The following is a 19,329-nucleotide window of genomic DNA, read 5'->3' on the forward strand; positions in this document are numbered from 1 at the left end:
AAAAAATGAGCCTGATGATGCGGCAACATCAACAAGCTCAAATTAGAAAAATATTATTCTACGTTGATTATATCTAAAGGAGGACGTATTTGCAACAATATGAAGAATTCATATCCGCTAAATCTAAAATGTCAGAATCTCACGGATTTGATATCAATACAGGTATGTTAAACAAACACCTATTCGACTTTCAACGAGATATCGTTAAATGGGCCTTGGCAAAAGGTAAAGCTGCCATATTCGCGGATTGTGGATTAGGTAAAACTTTAATGCAGCTGTCCTGGGCGTATGAGATTTATCTACATACAGGTGGATCAGTACTCATATTAGCGCCACTAGCTGTGGCCGCTCAAACACAGTCCGAGGGCGAACGTTTCGATATTCCTGTGACTATATGCGAATCTGATGATGATATTGTGCCAGGCGTTAATATTACGAATTACGAGAAATTGGGTCGATTTAATACCGACAATCTGATAGGTGTCGTGCTTGATGAATCGAGTATCCTAAAGTCATTCACTGGTAAAGTACGTACGGATTTGATTAACCGATTCAGTAATACACCATATCGCTTGGCATGTACGGCAACACCTGCTCCAAATGACTATATGGAGCTTGGCAATCATGCGGAGTTCCTTGGCATTATGAGCCGTAATGAGATGCTATCTATGTATTTCACACACGATGGTAGTGATACCGCTAAATGGCGATTAAAAGGCCATGCAGAGAATACCTTTTGGGAGTGGATGGCGTCATGGGCAGTAGTGCTAGATAATCCGGCATCCCTGGGTTATGAAGATGATGGCTATGAGTTGCCTGAGTTACACGTACATGAAATTGTTGTTGATAAAACAGATGAGGATGTCCCTACTTTATCCTTACTGGAACGCCGCAGGGCTCGCAAAGCATCTCTTGAATCAAGATGTAGAGCAGCAGCTGATTTAGTCAATGCATCTAATGAGCAATGGCTAGTGTGGTGCGACCTTAATGATGAATCAACTACGCTGAAAGAAATGATTGATCTCGCAGAGGACGTCAAAGGTAGTGATAAGGCGACTCGAAAGCAGGGCATGATGTTAGGTTTTGGTTCTGGATTCCTAAAATGTTTGGTAACAAAGCCAAGTATCGCCGGATTCGGAATGAACTGGCAAAACTGCCACAATATGATATTCGTAGGGCTGTCTGATAGTTATGAGCAGTATTATCAAGCACTTCGTCGATGCTGGCGATTTGGCCAGAAGTATGAGGTGAACGCCTATATTGTAATTTCCGAAAAGGAAGGCGCGGTTAAAGCGAATATCGAACGTAAGGAAGCGGATGCTATAAAAATGAGGGATGCTATGATTGCGCTAACCCGTGACGCTGTTCGTACTGAATTATCTAAAACTAAACGGGAATCAACGGAATACAATCCGTGTGTGCCGATGGTGTTACCTAACTGGGCAGAAATGAGGGCTGTTATATGACTAAAATTTATGTAAGCCATCCATTCGGAGGATTGGCTAAAAATAAAAAGAATGCTGACTCTGTATTAAAGTGGCTGCAGGACGATATGGGCGTATTTCCGATAAAGGAACCTTTTGGCAGTGATACGCATAACATATTCCTATCACCTATACATATGTTTGGGCATTTATATAACAAGGTTGATTATGATACTGGCATAGGCTGGTGTATTGACCTTCTAAGTGGTTGCGATGCAATCGTAATGTGCAACGGCTGGGAGAACTCAACCGGGTGCAATTTGGAATTAGCTTATGCTAAGGATCATAACATAAGAGTCATCCATATCAATGAATTAAAAGCAGCCAAATTAACTAGATTATCTGTTGATGCAGGTATGGATAAAGCTATAGCTGCCCTGGCTGGATTTGCAATGCTGCAAGCGCTAAATAAGAAAGCAAAGGAGGACCTACAACGTGAACGTGCTAAATCAGTTAATTGAGTCCCAATTTGCAATTTATAATGGCGACTCAGTAGAAGTGCTGAAAGGGCTACCTGATGATAGCGTTCATTACTCTATATTTAGCCCTCCATTTAGTAGTTTGTATGTCTACTCTAATTCTGATAGGGATATGGGCAACTCATCTACTGATAGCGAGTTTTGGCAGCACTTCAAGTATTTAATTACTGAATTACATCGTGTAATAATGCCTGGGCGATTAGTATCCGTCCATTGTATGGATTTACCACTCACGAAATCTAGGGACGGTGTTATCGGAATGAAAGATTTTCCTGGTGACATTATTCGAGCCTTTCAGGATGCTGGGTTCGTGATGCATTCTCGTGTCACGATTTGGAAAGACCCTCTCATTGAGGCTACTCGGACAAAGGCGCTAGGGCTTTTACACAAGCAAATTGTAAAAGATTCTTCCATGTGTAGAATGGGGGCGCCTGATTACATCGTGACATTGCGTAAACCTGGTGACAATCCGGAACCCATCGCACATCCGGAAGGATTTACCCAGTTTTTCGGTCAAGAGGAACCTGAGGGTATTAAAGGAATTGAAAGGCCTGCGCCCGATCCAGAGTTGTTTGATAAAAAGCAAAAATACAATACGGAGCCTATGTATAGCCACCAGGTATGGCGTCGATATGCTAATCCTGTATGGGCCGATATCCGCCAAACACATACGCTGAATTATAAAGCAGCTCGTGACAATAAGGACGAACGTCATATTTGCCCGCTGCAGCTAGATACTGTGGCTCGATGCATAGAACTATGGAGTAATCCAAATGATATCGTACTTGATCCATTTGCTGGTATTGGTACGGTCCCAGTTATGGCACTTCGTATGGGCCGTAGGGCTTTAGGTTTTGAGTTAAAAGAATCGTATTACAACCAATCAATTATTAATATTCAGGAGGAGTTAAATAATGATTAAAGTTGAAGTTCAAGGAGTTAATGTACTAGATGTATACAATCAGCTAAAAGCTGTGTTAAATCAATTCAAAAGTTTTGTTGATAACGACAGAGCAATGGATGATAAAGCCCCTGGCATAGTGGACGCAGTAGTATCTACAGTAGCGGCGCCATCCGTGTGCGTATCCAATCTTACACCGCAAGATACAAATCAAGGTGTGCCTACTACAACAGTAGCTTTACAACCAAACCCCATATCCATGACGGCACCTAATGCAGCTGTACAAGTTACTCCTACTCAAGTAGCTGTTACGGCACCAACTGTCAACGTGACAACTGATACCCCGGTACAAACAGTTACCGCACCGGTGCAAACACCCGTTACTGCTCCAGTATCTCAAGAAGTTAAAAAGTATACATTGCCTGAAATTCAAGCGGCGCTTGCACCATTACTTGACGCAGGAAAAGCTGTAGAACTGCAACAATTAATGGCACAATTCGGTGTTCAATACTTGGGTGAAGTACCTGAGGACAGATACCCTGAATTAGTAAATGCGATTAGAGGATTGGGGGCAAGAATCTAATGGCACCTCGATCACATGCATTATTAAACGCATCGGGGTCACACCGGTGGCTGCATTGTACAGCCGCCCCTCTTTTAGAGGAGAACTTTCCCGATAGTACATCTGTGTATGCAAAGGAAGGAACCCTGGCGCATGAACTGTGTGAGTTAAAACTACAGAAGTATACCACGGCCATGGCTAAATCCACATATACTCGCAAGTTCAACAAAATCAAAAAGGATGAGTTGTGGCAATCAGAAATGGACGATACCTCGGAAACATACCTTGAATATGTCAAAGGTGTTATGTTAGGTTGCACGGCAACTCCAGTAGTAGCCATTGAAAAACGCGTTGATTTTAGTCGTTATGTACCCGATGGATTCGGCACGGCTGACTGTATCATTCTATCCGGCGACACCTTGCACATCGTTGATTATAAGCACGGAAAAGGGGTAGTCGTTGATGCGGAACACAATCCGCAAATGATGTTATATGCTCTTGGTGCGATTGATGCGTATAGATTACTCTATATGTTCAATACGGTCAAAATGACTATCGTGCAGCCCCGTGTTAATAATATCAGCGAATGGGAAATCCCTACGGCAGAACTACTAGAGTGGGGTAATGCATTTGTCAAACCGCGTGCAGATGAGGCTATGTCTGGTAACGGTAAATTTGAACCCGGTGACTGGTGCAGATTCTGCAGGGCAAAACAACAGTGCAAAGCCCGATATGATGCAAACGACTCATTGCACAGTGCGCTAGTTGCTAATCATGATCCTCGACTTATCTCGATGACAGAACTCGGTGAATACCTTCGTCGAGGGAAAGACGTCGCTGCTTGGCTCGAAGATATGAAAGACTACGCACTCACCGAATCCCTTAACGGAGTGACAGTCCCTGGCTGGAAAGCTGTAGAGGGTCGTGGTAGTCGAGCCTTTCAAGATACTGATGCTGCTATTGATACTTTAATCAAGGCTGGCATCGATGAAAGCATCCTATATGAACGCAAGACATTAACATTGGCACAGATGGAAAAGACCATCGGTAAAACCCAATTTAATGATATGGTAGGCGACATGATAGTTAAGAAAGCAGGCAAGCCTACCCTAGTTGAGGAATCCGATAAGCGCCCTCGGATTACCAATCAACCTACTGCGGCGCAAATATTTAATGTATCTAATGATAATAATGGAGGTAATTAATTATGTCATTCGTTCCACAACCAACTGAAGTATTATTGCAAAATGTTCGCGTATCCTACTGCCATCTATTAGAACCTTGGGCTAATTCCACACAGCCTGGTGCTAAACCTAGATATTCAGCTACTATTCTTTTACCTAAAACTGATGTAGCTCAACACCAAGCTCTCATGAATGCTATCGAAGCTGCTATCCAATCAGCACGTACTAAATTCGGCGCACGTGTTCCAGCACAGCCAAAAGTGCCAATTCATGATGGCGATGGATACACACAATCTGGTAAGGAGTTTGGTCCTGAATGTAAAGGTCATTGGGTATTTACAGCAGCGCAAGATGCTAGCTATAAAGTTGAAGTAGTAGATCTTCAAGGTAATCCTCTCACAAATCCTACGCAAGTATACTCCGGCATGTATGTCAATGTACTCGTTCGATTCTTCTTCTACTCCAATCAATCCACTGGTATCGGATGCGGTTTAGGTCCTGTTCAAAAAGTACGCGATGGTGAAGCGTTGGGTAGCATGCCTGTTGCAGCATCCTCTGTATTTGGTGCACCTCAAGGTAGTGCGGCTAATGTTTATACCGGTGCTCCAGTAGCAGCAGGTCAACCTGTGCAACAACAAGCAGCTCAACAGGGTTATGTACAACCGGCATATACTACGACACCTCAGCAATCTGTACAACAAGCTCCTGTAGGGATTAACCCTGTAACTGGTCAACCTTACTAATAGGTGCCTGATATGAGGCATCTAAGTATTGATATAGAAACATATTCATCGACTGATATCTCATTCGGAGTGTACAAATATACTGAATCGCCTGATTTCGCCATATTACTATTTGCATATTCCTACGACTTTGGTCCTGTTGAAGTTGTAGATTTAGCGCAGGGAGGAGTAATTCCTGACAGTGTAATTCGTGATTTATTAAACCCAGATGTAATCAAGCACGCTTACAATGCACAATTTGAAATTACGTGTCTAAATCGTGCAGGGTTAATCACATCTGTTGATCAGTGGCAGTGCACGATGATTCACGGTGCCTACTTAGGATACCCTATGGGCCTAGCCTTACTCGGCAAGGCCCTGGGGCTACCCCAGGATAAGAAAAAGGACACATCGGGGAAAGCACTTATCAAGTACTTTTGTACACCATGTAAGCCTACCAAACGAAATGGGGGACGTACCCGTAATCTACCTAGACACGATATGGATAAGTGGAATGCATTCATTGAGTACAACCGCCAGGACGTTATCACTGAAATGGAATGTTATCACAGGTTAGCCTCATTCCCCGTACCTGATGATACGTGGAAAGATTGGTATCTTGATATCCAAATCAATAGTAGAGGTGTACGCATTGACCATGAATTGGTTGATGGTGCCTTATACATTGATGAGGAAAATCGAGAAATGTTGATGAATGAGGCTTACCAAATCACAGGACTTAGCAACCCTAACAGCCGAAATCAATTACTTGATTGGCTGAACAATAATACTAATGTCAGTCTTGAGAAGTTAACTAAGGACACTGTGGCCGATGCTCTGACGGATGCGGATGACGTTGCCGCAAAAGTGCTTATGATTCGGAAGAAACTCGCGAAGTCATCAGTATCTAAATACACCATGATGGACGGTGCTATGGGCGCAGATTTTCGTCTTAGAGGAACATTGCAATTCTACGGCGCTAACCGTACTGGACGCTGGGCGGGTCGTCTTATCCAGGTGCAAAACCTACCGAGAAATTACATCGAGAATCTTGACACGGCTCGACATCTCGTTAAAACCAAAAACCGTCAAGGGTTAGAACTTCTGTATGGTGACGTATCGGATACGCTATCTCAATTAATTCGTACCTCGATTATTGCTGAAAAGGACAATACATTATGTGTGGCAGACTTCTCGGCCATTGAGGCTCGTGTTATTGCCTGGTTATCGGGAGAACATTGGCGGCAGCGAGTATTCGCTGAGGGCGGAGACATATACTGTGCTTCCGCATCATCGATGTTTGGTGTTCCCGTTGTTAAGCATGGCGAGAATGGTCACCTTAGACAAAAGGGCAAAGTCGCTGAATTGGCACTCGGCTATCAAGGCGGAGTGAATGCATTAAAAGCCATGGGCGCTCTTGATATGGGACTCCATGAGGAAGAATTACCTGAAATCGTAAACTTGTGGCGCAACGCATCGCCTAGAATACGAGATTTGTGGTATGCCGTTGAGAATGCGGCCGTGTACACCGTTACTACCGGGAATCCTATAGGCCTTGACCACGGCATTATGTTCCGTTTGGAAATTGATCCAATATATGGTTACCGTTATATGACGATTGAACTACCTAGCGGACGTAAGCTATTTTATCCTAGCCCAAGCATTAAGCAAAATGCATTCGGTAAGGATGCTGTACATTTTAAGACTAAGGTAAATGCTGCATGGGTTACTGAAAGCACCTATGGAGGCAAATTAGTCGAAAACATCACACAAGCCGTCGCCCGAGATTGCTTAGCATTGACACTGCGCCGATTGGAGGATGTAGGATATCAAATTATCATGCACATCCATGATGAGGCTGTACTTGAAATCAACAAGGAGAATGCAGAATCTACGTTAAATGATGTTAATGCTATATTCTCAATCGCCATACCTTGGGCAGACGGGCTGCTATTATCATCCGCAGGATTTACTAACGACTATTATATGAAAGATTAGGAGGGGATACACTTGCAAAACGATAAACTGATTACCATCAGTATCGGTGCGAGTCGCACATCAAAGCAATGGACCCGTACGGAGATGTTATGGTCCGAGTTTTGTGAACGCCTCAAAATCCCCGTTCGTACAACAGAAACCGTGGACGAATACCACAGATTGCCAAAATCTGAGAAAAGCAAGCTAAAGGACATAGGCGGCTTTGTTGGTGGTACGTTAAACGGTCTACAGCGTAAAGCTATTAACGTGTCTGGGCGTGATCTGATTACCCTTGATATGGATGCCATATCGCCTGGGGAAACTGAGAACGTCGCTCGCACGATTGACAGCCTAGGCATGGCTTATGTCATATACTCAACCCGTTCTCACACTGTGTATCGTCCACGGTTACGTGTTATCGTCCCTACTGATAGAACGATGACACCTGATGAGTATGAGCCTATTGCTCGTAAGTTGGCAGAGCTCATCGGCATCGGTATGATGGACGGAACTACGTTCGAAGCTTCTCGGCTTATGTATTGGCCATCATGCCCGAATGATGCTCAATATGTATATTATGTAGGCGATAGGGCATTCTTATCTACTGACGGTATGCTCGGTCAATATACTGATTGGCGAGATGTGCGTTCTTGGCCACAAGTACCAGGTAAGGAAGCATCGCAGCATGAGAAACAGTTACTTGCGAAACAAGCTGATCCGAGAGAAAAGCCAGGTATTGTAGGTGCCTTTTGTCGAATATATGGTATCCGTGAGGCGATTGATAAATTCATACCTCATGCATACGTCGATGTTGACGGCAGCGAGGACCGATTAACGTTCGTTACTGGCTCAACGGTAGCCGGGGCAGTTATATATGATGACGATACATTCCTGTTCAGTCACCATAATACTGACCCGTGTAGTGGTCAATTAGTTAATGCCTTTGACCTTATCCGGCTGCATAAGTTCCACAGCTTAGACGAGACTGCTAAGGATGGGACACCTGGGCATAAGCTGCCATCTTTCATGGCTATGTCTAAACTAGCTATGCAAGATACAGTAGTCGTTAACGAACTCAACATGGCCCGTGCCCGAGAATCGGCATCAAATGTATTTGCTGATATTATCACGGACGTATCGGCTCACGCTGAGACATCCGACCTCGACCCTAATGCGTTAACAAACGTCGACTGGATGAAAAGTTCGACTTTAAAGTACGACGAGAATGGTCGACCTAAGAACACATTAGATAACATGCTTAAAATCATGCACCATGATCCGGCGCTTGTCGGTAGACTTGCCTATGATAGATTTGGTTCGAGATACGTGGCAAAAGGGGCCCTACCATGGAACCCAACACCAGGACTTCGCATATGGACAGACGCAGATGATGCGGGCTTACGGTGGTACCTAGAAAATAAATATGATATCACCGGCAAAGATAAAATCATGGATGCCCTCATTATGTGCGCTGAACAAAATGGGTTTAATGAAGTGCTAGATTACCTTAACGGATTATCCTGGGACGGCATTGCCCGATTAGATACCATATTCATCGACTACTTAGGGGCTGAGGATAATGTATATACCCGTGCAGCCGCTAGAAAGTCCTTTACGGCGGCAGTAGCGCGAGCGTTTGAGCCTGGATGCAAGTATGATACGATGCCAATTCTTATTGGCGGTCAAGGTATCGGTAAAAGTACTCTTATCCGCACGATGGGCAAGAAGTGGTACGCTGATGGCTTAAATACATTTGAGGGTAAGGAAGCTGCAGAAGGCATTCAAGGTAAATGGATCATAGAAGCCGGTGAAATGGCTGGGTATTCGAGGGCTGAAGAAAATGCATCCAAGCAATTCCTAAGTCGTCAAGTAGATGTATTTCGTCAAGCCTATGGCCGACGTACGCAAGAGTATCCACGGCAGTGTGTGTTCTTTGGCAGTACGAATCAATATGAATTCCTAAAAGATATCACAGGTAATCGCCGATTTTGGCCTATTGATCTTGAAATGACGACTCCACGAAAGAATATATTCGTTAATCTTCCGGGAGAAGTAGACCAGTTATGGGCGGAGGCCTTGTATCGGTATAAAAGCGGGGAAAGCCTCATTATCGAGGATGACCCGACTGTACTAAAACTGGCTGATGCGGCTAGAGAGGCGCATATGGAATCAAACACCAAAGCAGGATTGATTAATGAGTTTTTATTAATTAAGGTACCTTTAAATTGGAATGTGATGAGTCGTAGTGCCCGGAGGACGTACCTTAGCATGAATGCTAAACCTGCCGAGGGTCAAGAGTTAGTATATCGTGACCGTATTTGTGCAGCAGAGGTATGGTGGGAGTGTTTCGGTAACGACCCAAGCCGAATGAAGAAGATCGAGACCAGGGAAATTAATCAAATACTGGCGGACTCCCCGTACACAATGGGCGGAAGTCAGTTAATGAGATTTGGTGAATATGGACATCAAAGAGGGTTCAGAATCAACGAGTCAAAACTGAAATTATAACGTTAACATTCTCAATTAAGCGTTAACATTCTCAGTATTTTTGTTAACATTAGAATGTTAACGAATTCGGAGAATGTTAACGTACTATGTTAACGCATAAAGTCAGTAATTATCTATATTCATATAGGTTGGTTAACATTGTTAACATTATATACTGGTAAATATCAAAACAAAGAGTTTTAAGAAAAAATACGCCCTTTACAGCCTTAATTTGAACCCTCATATACGCGTATGTAAACATGTTAACGTCTAAAAATTTCAGAGGTGAGAAATGTTAGAAAAGGATATCGAGAGAAAATTAGTTGCAGGCGTCAAACGTTCGGGAGGTAAAGCATATAAGTTTGTATCCCCTGGCAATGTCGGTGTGCCTGATCGTATCGTTATATGGCCGAATGGTGTTATTCATTTCGTAGAATTGAAGACATCCAAAGGTGTACTTTCGAGATTGCAGGGAGCCCAAGCCCGTGAACTTCAAAAACTAAACCAAAAAATATTTGTGTTAAAAGGTGCTGATGCCGTGGCTGGTTATTTGGATCAATTCGCAGAAGAATTCGGGGTGAAAGCGTAATGCAGTTTATCCCGCATGCGTATCAGCGATATTGTATCGACAAGACCGTTAATCAAAATAAGATAGGGTTATTCCTAGATATGGGTTTAGGAAAAACGATTATCACGTTATCTGCCATATACGAATTAAAGTACTCCCGATTCGCCATTCGTAAAGTGTTAATCATAGCGCCTAAGAAAGTAGCGGAGGCTACATGGCAACGAGAAGCACGAAAATGGGACGGTGTAGGTATATTAAGGATATCTACTGTATTAGGTAGCCTGAAAAAGCGTATTAAGGCTTTAAACACACCTGCCGACATATACATCATCAATCGCGAGAATGTAACGTGGTTAGTTGATTACTACAAGAATGCGTGGCCATTTGACATGGTAGTTGTGGATGAATCTAGTTCCTTTAAAAACCACACAGCTAAGCGTTTTAAATCATTAGCCTATATGCATAACCACATCAAGCGTATGGTGTTGTTAACAGGTACGCCAGCCCCTAATGGGTTAATCGACTTATGGGCACAAGTGTATTTATTAGACCGCGGCGAGTCGTTAGGTAAAACGTACACAGGATTTAGAGATTACTATTTCGAGCCCGATCAGAGGTCACGCGAAATGGTGTACTCCTATAAACCTAAATCCGATTCAAATGACAGTATCATGGCGGCAATATCTGGGTTATGTATATCCATGAAAGCCAGTGACTATTTGGAGCTACCTCCAGTCATCAACGATATTAAATATGTGCAGTTAGATTCAAAAGCTAAAAAGGCATACGAAGATATGGAACGCACATCTGTATTAGAGTTGATTGAAGCTGGCGAAGATATCACAGCTTTGAGTGCAGCAGCATTATCTACAAAGCTACAACAGTTAGCGAATGGCGCCGTATATGATGGCGATAGGAATGTTCACGAGATACATGGCTGTAAAATTGAGGCTTTTATGGAACTTGTAGAACAGTTGAACGGCAAGCCTGCATTAGTGTTTTACAATTTTAAACATGACTGTGAACGACTAAAAGCAGCATTAGCTAAGACTAAACTACGTGTCCGTGAGTTAAAGGGTGCCGATGATGAGATAGCGTGGAATGCTGGAGAGATTGATATTCTATTAGCACATCCGGCTAGTACGGCATACGGGCTTAACTTACAAGACGGCGGGAACCACGTAATATGGTTCGGGTTAAATTGGAGTCTTGAGTTATATCAACAAGCTAATAAGCGGCTACACCGCCAAGGTCAAATGGAGAAGGTAATTATCCATCATCTAATATGTGAGGGAACTCGTGATGAGGATATGATGGACGCACTAGCGCAAAAGGACCGGGCGCAGGAATATGTGCTGCAAAGTTTAAAAGCGAGAATTGATAAATACAGAAAGGATGATTAATATGGATCATTTTATAATGGCGGGATTATTCGGAGCTATTGTAATAATAGTGTGTTACACGACTATTCAAGTTATAGATATTGTTGATAAACGAAAATACAAGACTGTGTACGGGTTAACCCCAGGTAGATTGTATGAGCAACCAAATAATCCCCCGCCGCCACCTACTAGGCTATCAGCTAGTGAAGAGCTAAGTCGTTACATAGCGAATGAAGAATTGAGACGTTTCGGAGAAGCAACGAATCGATTTGGTATAAATATGGGAAGAAATATACTAGATAGACCTCATAGACCTTCCAGACCTCCTGAACCTCCTAGACGCATAGATAAGCAATGTGATGATATCAACCATCCTAGTCATTATACACAAGGCGATATCGAGGTTATCGATTACATCGAAGACAAGAAACTAGGATATCGATTAGGTAATGTTGTGAAGTATGTATCCAGAGCTGGGCATAAGGATGATGCTATTAAGGATTTGAAAAAAGCCCGTTGGTATTTAAATCGGGAAATTGCAAAGAGGGAAGAGCATGACAAAAGTCGAGCGTCTACTAATTAACAAAGGGCACTATCTAGATGACACGTATCAACTTGTCATGGATATAGTTAAGGTTGTAGATAATCTCAAAGATAATGTTGCCGAGAGATTAGATGATGACCTGAGTGATGATGCATACGCCATGTGTGAGGAGATGTTCACTGCTGTCGAGCAATGCAAAGCAGACATGGTAGAAGCCATTGAGGATATTGTCGAACGTATGGAGGTAAAGGATGCAAAAGCGTAGGAGTAGGGCAGATGTGATTGTAGGTGCCATACAGTCAGATTTAAGTCTTGCCATCATACGAGCCCGTAATAGGCAACTGAGATCACCTATGCTAGATGATAGAATTCGTGAAAGCGGATACATTGACGGATTACTACGAGCACAGATGATTATCAGTAAATATGGAGATTATCGAGTATGATGGCTAAGGAAGAACTACAAGCTGTCCGCCATACTGAGCAGCGAATGCGTGCGTTAGAGATTCAGCTAGGTGCGATTAACCGAGATTTACATTCAGAAGCTATACAGATATGTGAATCGGGAGATGCTATGCCACGAATTAGTAAGCACTTACAAGAATGTAGGGAGGAACTGAACAGAGAATGGGATGAGTTGATTGATTCTCGAAACAAGGTCAAGCAAGTCATCAACCAAATAGCTGACGGACAATATAGGGATGTATTGAATCTCAGATATATTAATGCATTGCCATGGGAGCAGATAGCTGTCGAGTTAGGGTATTCGTGGCGACAAGTTCACAGACTTCACAAGAAAGCAATCGCTGAATTTGAAAAGATGGCATAGAATGGCACACTCTTAATTTAATATAATGTAAGTGTAGTAGATAGCAGGCAGTGTCTGGCCCGCACAATATGTCTGCCTGCTGCACTGCCCCGGGGTAGACCTTACTTAGTTGAGGTCTACCCTTTTTTATTGAGTATCAATGATAACTCCTAATTGAGAAAATGAAAATTTGGAAAAGGTACTCCGCGGGCGAAAAATGGCCGCTGGTCGCCCCCGCGCGAAGATTGTCTCTGTGTAGGAGAAAAAATCCTGTTGAAAGTTGAATGTCAAGAGACAGAAAGGAGGTCGACAATGGCCGACGCAAAACCGAGAGTCAAATTCAATACCGCAGGCGATTTGCTCGTATCAAGTGCTCAGCTTTGTGACCTTCTACGCGTAACCCCTGAGATTATTTCTAGGCACCATAAATCAGGAATGCCGAAAGCTGCCACAGGTTGGTGGAATCTTAGGGAGGTGCTTGCGTATCTTGGACATGCAAAAGGTGATAAAGCAAAAGACCAATCTGCAGCCACTCGAAAGTTAGTTGCTGAAGCTGACTTAAAGGAATCTAAAGCAGCACGTGAGAAAAAGCTTCTCGAAATATTAGAGGGCGAATATATATCTCGTGCAGATGTCGCCAAGGAATGGTCTGGGCGAGTGCTTGAATTGAAATCGTCATTTACTAAATTGTCGAAACGAATTGCGAGTGAATTCACGGATCCAGAGGAACGGGCGAATGTAGAAAAGGTGGTGAATGACGTTGTCGAAGACTACCTCGAAAGCTACGCGCGTAAAGGCGAGTACACGCCGGAAATCAAAGTCAGTCGAAAAGCAAAGACAAAAGGTTGAATGGTTTCCAGAAGAGCTTGAAGCATTTAAGCCACCAGAACGATATACGGTTTCGGAATGGGCGGATAATTTCAGGGTACTAACAAGTGTATCGGCAGAACCTGGTAGATGGCGTACGAATCGAACGCCGTATCTCAAAGAACCAATGGATAGATTCACTGATCCACTCATTGAAAAAATAGTTCTTTGCTTTGGCGCACAGCTAGGTAAGACAGAAACAGAACTTAACATGATAGGGTATGCGCTAGACCAAACATCATCCCCTACCATGATGGTGTATCCAACAGATGCCATCGCTAAGTTCGCCAGTGATAAGCGCGTACAGCCTATGATTAAGTCCGTCAAATCAATTAGTGACAAGTTTGACGAGAATAGTAAATTGCTGGAGCTAGATTTCAACAACGGCAATTACATGGTGCTTGTGGGGGCGAACTCTCCGAGTAGTCTTTCAAGCCGTTCAATCAAATATCTATTCTTTGACGAAATTGACAAATACCCCGCCTTTGCAGGTAAGGAGGCAGACCCAATCAAACTGGCGACGGAACGTACAAAAACGTTCGTTGATAAAAAAATCGTGATGGTGTCTACTCCTACGGTTGAGTCGGGTAATATTTGGCAGGCGTTCATGAGTGCAAATGAACGCCGACAATATTACGTGCCATGCCCGCATTGTGGTGTGTCACAGACCCTCAAGTTTAAGCAGATAAAATGGCCTGAAGAACACAAAGATAATGCGGACATGATACGTGATACAGCGTACTACGAATGTGAACATTGTGGTGAACGTATTTACGATAAGCACAAAATGGAAATGTTAAGACGTGGCGAATGGAGAGCGGTAAACGAATCGCAAAGTAAAGTCCGCTCAGTATCGTATCACTTATCGTCTATATATTCGCCGTGGGTCACATTCGGAGACGTTGCTTATGAATTTAAAAATTCAAAGGACGCCCCTGCTACGTTGATGAACTTCATCAATTCGTGGCTAGCGGAGCCTTGGAAATCTGCGAAAACTAAAAGCACACAAAATCTCGTGTTTACACAATCAGAAGTTCCTCGCGGTGTTGTGCCACAGCATGCACCATTACTCATTGCATCCGTCGACGTGCAGCAAGATCATTTCTGGTGGGAGGTTAGAGCCTACGCTCACGGTGTATCAAGCTACTTAGTTGATTATGGTCAAGCAAGTAGTTGGACAGATTTAACCGAGATACTCATTGATAGAGAATATCCATCAGAGTATGGGGAGGCCCGTAAGATTGTGAGAGCCGGTATCGATAGTGGCTACCGAGCGGACGATGTATATCAGTACTGCGCACAGTACCCAGAAGTATGTGTGCCAGTTAAAGGTGATTCTTCGCACAGTCCTCTAGCGCCGCCTTATAAGATGAGCAGCATCGAGAAGGGCGTCATCGGAGGCATGAAGCTGTACGTAGTGAATACCGATTACTGGAAGGACTTTATATTTGCACGTATGGTACGTCCGGCTAATGAGCCCGGCACAATTCATTTATTTAAGGATTGTCCTGAGGAATATTCGGAGCACCTTCGTTCGGAGGAAAAGCAGGAAATCCGAAATGTAAAGACCGGTGCAGTTACAGTGCAATGGAAACCGTTAACCAGTCATCCAACAAATCACTTATTGGATACATGTGTATACAACGCCATGGTGGCGGATTCGGTAGGCGTTAAATACTTACCCGAATATGATCCGGATACTGATGAGGAGGAAGACGATACGGATGATGAAGACTTTAATGCAGATAGTAGAGGTTGGTTTAGCTAAGAAGGAGGTGAGACCATGAGCGCAAGAGAAGACTTGGAGCGTATTCAAACGATAATCGAGGAAATCGAGACGAATGGATACGCCGAGATGTCTGTAGGCGGTAAGCGTTTTAAGACACATGACCTACCGACATTATACGCCCGTGAACGTGAGCTAATGGCTCGCGTTGATGATGAGGAAGGTAATAGTACGACATCCTACGTGTCATGGGAGCGGCGATGAACATACTCGATAAGGTAATAGCGTATTTCAATCCAGAGCGTGCTGCTCGTAGGGCATATTTCCGTAGTTCGCTTGAACGTGGGTATGATGCGGCGTCAACAGATCGATTAAGTGGAGACTGGATGCCCGTATTTGGTACGGCTGAACAGGTAGCATCGGGCCAACGTGATTTGATCCGTGGCCGCGCACGTGCAGCAGAACTTAATAGTGACCTCGCTGAAAGTGTTGTATTGGCATTACTACGAAACGTAGTAGGTACCGGTATAAAACCGCAGTGCAAAATCAAGACCCGCGCAGGAAAGCTGAATGAAAGACTCAATAAGAAAATTGAGGAGGCTTGGGCTGACTGGGTGGATAAAGAGAACGCGGATATTCGAGGAATATCTACGTTCTACGAATTGCAGGAGATGGCCCTGCGCCGTATGGTCTATGATGGGGAAATCCTAGTTAATATGACCTCCGAAGGCGCAGATATACCACTATCATTACAGCTTATCGAGGGCGAGAATATCGGAGCCGTATCGGTAAGCGAGAATGGCAACAGTATTGTTAATGGCGTAGAAGTTAATAAATACGGAAGACCAATAGCCTATCACGTATTCCAAACAGACCCATTAGGAATACGGTCGTTTAACGAGGCAAGGCTGCCAAGTAATAGGGCTTTTCTATTACATAAGCCTCGCAGACCTAGTGAACTGCGCGGGGTTAGTATGTTAGCCCTCGTATTAAAGCGTATTCATGATGTAGATGAATACATGGATGCTGACCTTATAGCGGCTCGTGTAGCGGCATGTTTCGGCGCGTTTGTGACGAGTAATACTGGAAATACCCCAATGATTGCCAACAAAACAGATGGCAAAGGCAAGAAAGTCCGCTCGATGGCACCAGGGATTATCCAGCATCTACGTGCCGGTGAATCTATTTCGTTTGCGGAGCCTAAGCGAAATGCAGGAACCGCATCAGAATACTCAGCGACTCAAACAAGACGCATAGCGTCGGGCATGGGTCTAAGCGCGGACATAGTGACGCGCAATATTAGTGGTAACTTCTCCGCAGCTCGGCAGAATATGCTGGAGGACCAGCAATCATTCAAGCAGATGCAGCGTTTTATAATTGAGCATTTTTGCATGCCTGTATGGCGGGCTTTCATTGAAGCATGCTACCTAAAGGGAATTATCCCGGCCAATGACTATGCGGCGAACCCAAAACTTTACAAAAAAGTAGCGTGGTTAGCTCCAGGCTGGTCTTGGATTGACCCTGTTAAGGAAGTTAATGCTAACAAGGAAGCCATTAAGGCAGGACTCACAACGCTCGAGGACGTATGTAGTGCATCTGGTAAGGACTGGGAAGAAGTACTCGAACAGCGGAAGCTGGAACAGGACCGCATTAAGGAATTGGGTGTTGCCCTTGATATGAATGGGGACATAACGAATCTAGCGGATGATAACGCCACTGATATGAAAGGAGATGATAGCTAGTGGGGAAATTTGCGAAGAAGCAGCTCTTAGGTAAATATGCCCGAGAGGCGCAAATTACAAATATCGAAGCGAACGATGATCGTACCGTCGAATTGTCCTTCTCCTCTGAAGAGCCATATGAAAGATGGTTCGGAACGGAGATATTGTGTCATGACGACGAATGCATTAACCTAGACCGCTTTAATAACGGTTTGGGTACGGTGCTATTCAATCACGACCGTGATGCAGTAGTCGGACACATCGAGAATGTGTGGATTGAAGACAATCGCGGCAAAGCAATCGTTAAATTTGACGAGGACGATGAGTCTGAAAAGATTTATCAAAAAGTGTTAAAAGGCACGCTACAGGGCGTGAGTGTCGGGTATTCCATAAGCCGATACGAGGAATTAATTGATTCCGATTCTAAAAGCTCCAATGGTCGGTTCACTGGTCCGGGTTATGTAATCACAGACTGGGAGCCGTTGGAAATTAGTATTGTATCTGTCCCTGCGGATCCAAGTGTAGGGGTAGGCAGAAGTGTAGATGATAATGAGGAGGAACCTATGAAAGGTGATGCAAAAGCAAAAGGCACTGAGCAAAACGTGCCACAAGTAGTACCGGAAGTACCAGAGTCCGGAGTTAAAGGTTTTAATGCGGATGACGCTAAAAGATTGATTGCGGCAGAACGTGAACGTGTATCCACAATCACAAGTCTATGCCGTGATTTCGAAGTTGATGGTGTAGATGAATTTATCAAATCCGGCAAATCTGTTGCCGAAGTTCGTGAGGCTGTAATGGATGCGTTGCGTGAACGCAATAAACCAGTATCTGTTAAAGTCGGCGAAGCAGATTCTGATAAGTTCCGCATGGCTATGCAGGACGCTTTGATGATGTCTATTGGCATCCCCGTTGCAAATCCTGCACCAGGCGCGAATGAACTTCGTTCTATGTCCTTGATGGAATTAGCACGTGAGTCTATAGTTCGTGAAGGTCTAACTGTTAATTACTCCGATCGATTGGAATTAGCTCGTGAAGCTATCAACTCCACATCCTCTTTCCCAATCGCGTTGTCTAATGTAGCAAATAAAGCCTTGATGCAAGGTTATGAAACAGCACCATCTACATTTGCAACTTGGGCGGGGAAAGGCAGTAATCGTGACTTCAAACCTGCAAAACGTTTTTTACTTTCCGAAGCAGCTGAATTGAAACTTGTCCCTGAGGGCGGACAATTCAAGGATTCCCAAATGAGCGAAGCAGGTACGAATGTTAGTGTATTGACATTTGGACGTACGTTCAGCTTAACACGACAAGCTATTATTAATGACGATTTGGGTGTATTTAACGATATTTCTTCTAAATTCGGTCGTGCAGCAAAAAATAAAATCAATAACATGGTATATGACCTTTTAAGTGGCAATACTGTGTTAGAAGACGGAAAGGCCTTATTTAGTGCAGACCGTAAGAACTTGGCAACTACAGGCTCCGAGTTAAGTGTTGTATCTTTAGCTGCAGGTGTAGCGGCTATGCGTCGTCAAAAACATATTGGTGAAAATCGCAATTTGAATATCTCACCTACATATTTGATTGTTCCACCTGAGCTCGAAGCATTAGCATATCAAGTAGTTAAATCTGTGGTAGACCCTGCTCGTAGCAATGATACAGTCAACCCATTCAGTGGTCGATTCACTATCGTCGTAGATGCGGCATTAACGGATCCGCATGCTTGGTATTTGGCATCTCGTCCTACAGATGTTCAAACTATCGAAGTAACGTACTTAAATGGTGTTGAAACGCCTCGAATAGAATCACAAACGGGCTTCAAGGTTGACGGCATCGAGTACAAAGTAGCAATCGATTGCAACGCAACAGCAATCGACTTCCGCGGCTTGTACAAAAATCCTGGTAAATAATTAGTAA

The 19,329-nt window shown here is 43.8% G+C and carries 18 protein-coding genes; all 18 read left to right on the forward strand.

Going from position 1 to position 19,329, the window contains the following annotated elements:
• The first annotated feature begins 89 nt into the window (after positions 1-89).
• The 18 genes from E6X37_RS00360 (at position 90) to E6X37_RS00445 (ending at position 19,322) form a co-directional block, all read left to right on the forward strand.
• Positions 90-1,466 (forward strand): DEAD/DEAH box helicase, encoded by a 1,377-nt coding sequence (locus E6X37_RS00360; RefSeq protein WP_316689339.1) that lies wholly within the window; start codon positions 90-92, stop codon positions 1,464-1,466.
• On the forward strand, positions 1,463-1,945 hold the full coding sequence (locus E6X37_RS00365) for a DUF4406 domain-containing protein (protein ID WP_316689340.1): 483 nt from the start codon (positions 1,463-1,465) through the stop codon (positions 1,943-1,945). The genes E6X37_RS00360 and E6X37_RS00365 overlap by 4 nt, the downstream gene beginning before the upstream one ends.
• Entirely contained in the window at positions 1,920-2,885 is a 966-nt protein-coding gene (locus E6X37_RS00370; protein ID WP_316689341.1) for a DNA-methyltransferase, read from the forward strand. Before E6X37_RS00365 ends, E6X37_RS00370 begins: the two co-directional genes overlap by 26 nt.
• Complete coding sequence (locus E6X37_RS00375; RefSeq protein ID WP_316689342.1) at positions 2,878-3,447, forward strand: RodZ family helix-turn-helix domain-containing protein; 570 nt, start codon at positions 2,878-2,880, stop codon at positions 3,445-3,447. Before E6X37_RS00370 ends, E6X37_RS00375 begins: the two co-directional genes overlap by 8 nt.
• Positions 3,447-4,631, forward strand: coding sequence for a DUF2800 domain-containing protein (locus E6X37_RS00380; RefSeq protein ID WP_316689343.1), 1,185 nt, complete (start codon positions 3,447-3,449; stop codon positions 4,629-4,631). Before E6X37_RS00375 ends, E6X37_RS00380 begins: the two co-directional genes overlap by 1 nt.
• 2 nt (positions 4,632-4,633) lie before the next feature.
• Positions 4,634-5,353, forward strand: a complete 720-nt coding sequence (locus tag E6X37_RS00385; RefSeq protein WP_316687625.1) for a DUF2815 family protein — start codon at positions 4,634-4,636, stop codon at positions 5,351-5,353.
• 12 nt (positions 5,354-5,365) lie between these two features.
• Positions 5,366-7,330, forward strand: coding sequence for a DNA polymerase (locus tag E6X37_RS00390; protein ID WP_316689344.1), 1,965 nt, complete (start codon positions 5,366-5,368; stop codon positions 7,328-7,330).
• Between the two features lie 12 nt (positions 7,331-7,342).
• Positions 7,343-9,817 (forward strand): virulence-associated E family protein, encoded by a 2,475-nt coding sequence (locus E6X37_RS00395; RefSeq protein WP_316689345.1) that lies wholly within the window; start codon positions 7,343-7,345, stop codon positions 9,815-9,817.
• Positions 9,818-10,088: 271 nt separating this feature from the next.
• Positions 10,089-10,385, forward strand: coding sequence for a VRR-NUC domain-containing protein (locus E6X37_RS00400; protein ID WP_316689346.1), 297 nt, complete (start codon positions 10,089-10,091; stop codon positions 10,383-10,385).
• Positions 10,385-11,767: a DEAD/DEAH box helicase gene (locus tag E6X37_RS00405; protein WP_316689347.1), complete on the forward strand. Its 1,383-nt coding sequence runs from the start codon at positions 10,385-10,387 to the stop codon at positions 11,765-11,767. The genes E6X37_RS00400 and E6X37_RS00405 overlap by 1 nt, the downstream gene beginning before the upstream one ends.
• A 16-nt stretch (positions 11,768-11,783) precedes the next feature.
• A complete protein-coding gene (locus tag E6X37_RS00410; protein ID WP_278471842.1) occupies positions 11,784-12,329 on the forward strand; it encodes a DUF3310 domain-containing protein in 546 nt (181 codons plus the stop codon).
• The gene (locus tag E6X37_RS00415; protein ID WP_278471841.1) at positions 12,301-12,555 is read left to right on the forward strand and encodes a hypothetical protein; all 255 of its coding nucleotides are present in this window, start codon (positions 12,301-12,303) and stop codon (positions 12,553-12,555) included. The genes E6X37_RS00410 and E6X37_RS00415 overlap by 29 nt, the downstream gene beginning before the upstream one ends.
• A 309-nt stretch (positions 12,556-12,864) precedes the next feature.
• Complete coding sequence (locus tag E6X37_RS00420) at positions 12,865-13,119, forward strand: DUF1492 domain-containing protein (RefSeq protein WP_293909725.1); 255 nt, start codon at positions 12,865-12,867, stop codon at positions 13,117-13,119.
• 291 nt (positions 13,120-13,410) lie between these two features.
• The gene (locus tag E6X37_RS00425; protein WP_316689348.1) at positions 13,411-13,947 is read left to right on the forward strand and encodes a hypothetical protein; all 537 of its coding nucleotides are present in this window, start codon (positions 13,411-13,413) and stop codon (positions 13,945-13,947) included.
• A gap of 145 nt (positions 13,948-14,092) precedes the next feature.
• Positions 14,093-15,733, forward strand: a complete 1,641-nt coding sequence (locus tag E6X37_RS00430) for a terminase gpA endonuclease subunit (protein WP_394802672.1) — start codon at positions 14,093-14,095, stop codon at positions 15,731-15,733.
• Positions 15,734-15,748: 15 nt separating this feature from the next.
• Entirely contained in the window at positions 15,749-15,955 is a 207-nt protein-coding gene (locus tag E6X37_RS00435) for a hypothetical protein (RefSeq protein ID WP_316689350.1), read from the forward strand.
• Positions 15,952-17,433 (forward strand): phage portal protein, encoded by a 1,482-nt coding sequence (locus E6X37_RS00440; protein ID WP_316689351.1) that lies wholly within the window; start codon positions 15,952-15,954, stop codon positions 17,431-17,433. The genes E6X37_RS00435 and E6X37_RS00440 overlap by 4 nt, the downstream gene beginning before the upstream one ends.
• Positions 17,433-19,322 carry a prohead protease/major capsid protein fusion protein gene (locus E6X37_RS00445; protein WP_316689352.1) on the forward strand — a complete coding sequence of 630 codons (1,890 nt, stop codon included), beginning with the start codon at positions 17,433-17,435 and terminating at the stop codon, positions 19,320-19,322. The genes E6X37_RS00440 and E6X37_RS00445 overlap by 1 nt, the downstream gene beginning before the upstream one ends.
• Positions 19,323-19,329 lie beyond the last annotated feature (7 nt).

Source organism: Veillonella parvula (genome assembly GCF_032550495.1).
GTDB classification, from domain to species: domain Bacteria; phylum Bacillota; class Negativicutes; order Veillonellales; family Veillonellaceae; genus Veillonella; species Veillonella parvula_G.

Excerpts from the sequence above, each read along its gene's own strand:
- E6X37_RS00375 (WP_316689342.1), top strand. The coding sequence starts at position 2,878 with ATGATTAAAGTTGAAGTTCAAGGAGTTAATGTACTAGATGTATACAAT.
- E6X37_RS00440 (WP_316689351.1), top strand. The coding sequence starts at position 15,952 with ATGAACATACTCGATAAGGTAATAGCGTATTTCAATCCAGAGCGTGCT.
- E6X37_RS00390 (WP_316689344.1), top strand. The coding sequence starts at position 5,366 with ATGAGGCATCTAAGTATTGATATAGAAACATATTCATCGACTGATATC.
- E6X37_RS00410 (WP_278471842.1), top strand. The coding sequence starts at position 11,784 with ATGGCGGGATTATTCGGAGCTATTGTAATAATAGTGTGTTACACGACT.
- E6X37_RS00430 (WP_394802672.1), top strand. The coding sequence starts at position 14,093 with ATGGATAGATTCACTGATCCACTCATTGAAAAAATAGTTCTTTGCTTT.
- E6X37_RS00425 (WP_316689348.1), top strand. The coding sequence starts at position 13,411 with ATGGCCGACGCAAAACCGAGAGTCAAATTCAATACCGCAGGCGATTTG.
- E6X37_RS00385 (WP_316687625.1), top strand. The coding sequence starts at position 4,634 with ATGTCATTCGTTCCACAACCAACTGAAGTATTATTGCAAAATGTTCGC.
- E6X37_RS00435 (WP_316689350.1), top strand. The coding sequence starts at position 15,749 with ATGAGCGCAAGAGAAGACTTGGAGCGTATTCAAACGATAATCGAGGAA.
- E6X37_RS00400 (WP_316689346.1), top strand. The coding sequence starts at position 10,089 with ATGTTAGAAAAGGATATCGAGAGAAAATTAGTTGCAGGCGTCAAACGT.
- E6X37_RS00365 (WP_316689340.1), top strand. The coding sequence starts at position 1,463 with ATGACTAAAATTTATGTAAGCCATCCATTCGGAGGATTGGCTAAAAAT.
- E6X37_RS00380 (WP_316689343.1), top strand. The coding sequence starts at position 3,447 with ATGGCACCTCGATCACATGCATTATTAAACGCATCGGGGTCACACCGG.
- E6X37_RS00420 (WP_293909725.1), top strand. The coding sequence starts at position 12,865 with ATGCCACGAATTAGTAAGCACTTACAAGAATGTAGGGAGGAACTGAAC.
- E6X37_RS00405 (WP_316689347.1), top strand. The coding sequence starts at position 10,385 with ATGCAGTTTATCCCGCATGCGTATCAGCGATATTGTATCGACAAGACC.
- E6X37_RS00415 (WP_278471841.1), top strand. The coding sequence starts at position 12,301 with ATGACAAAAGTCGAGCGTCTACTAATTAACAAAGGGCACTATCTAGAT.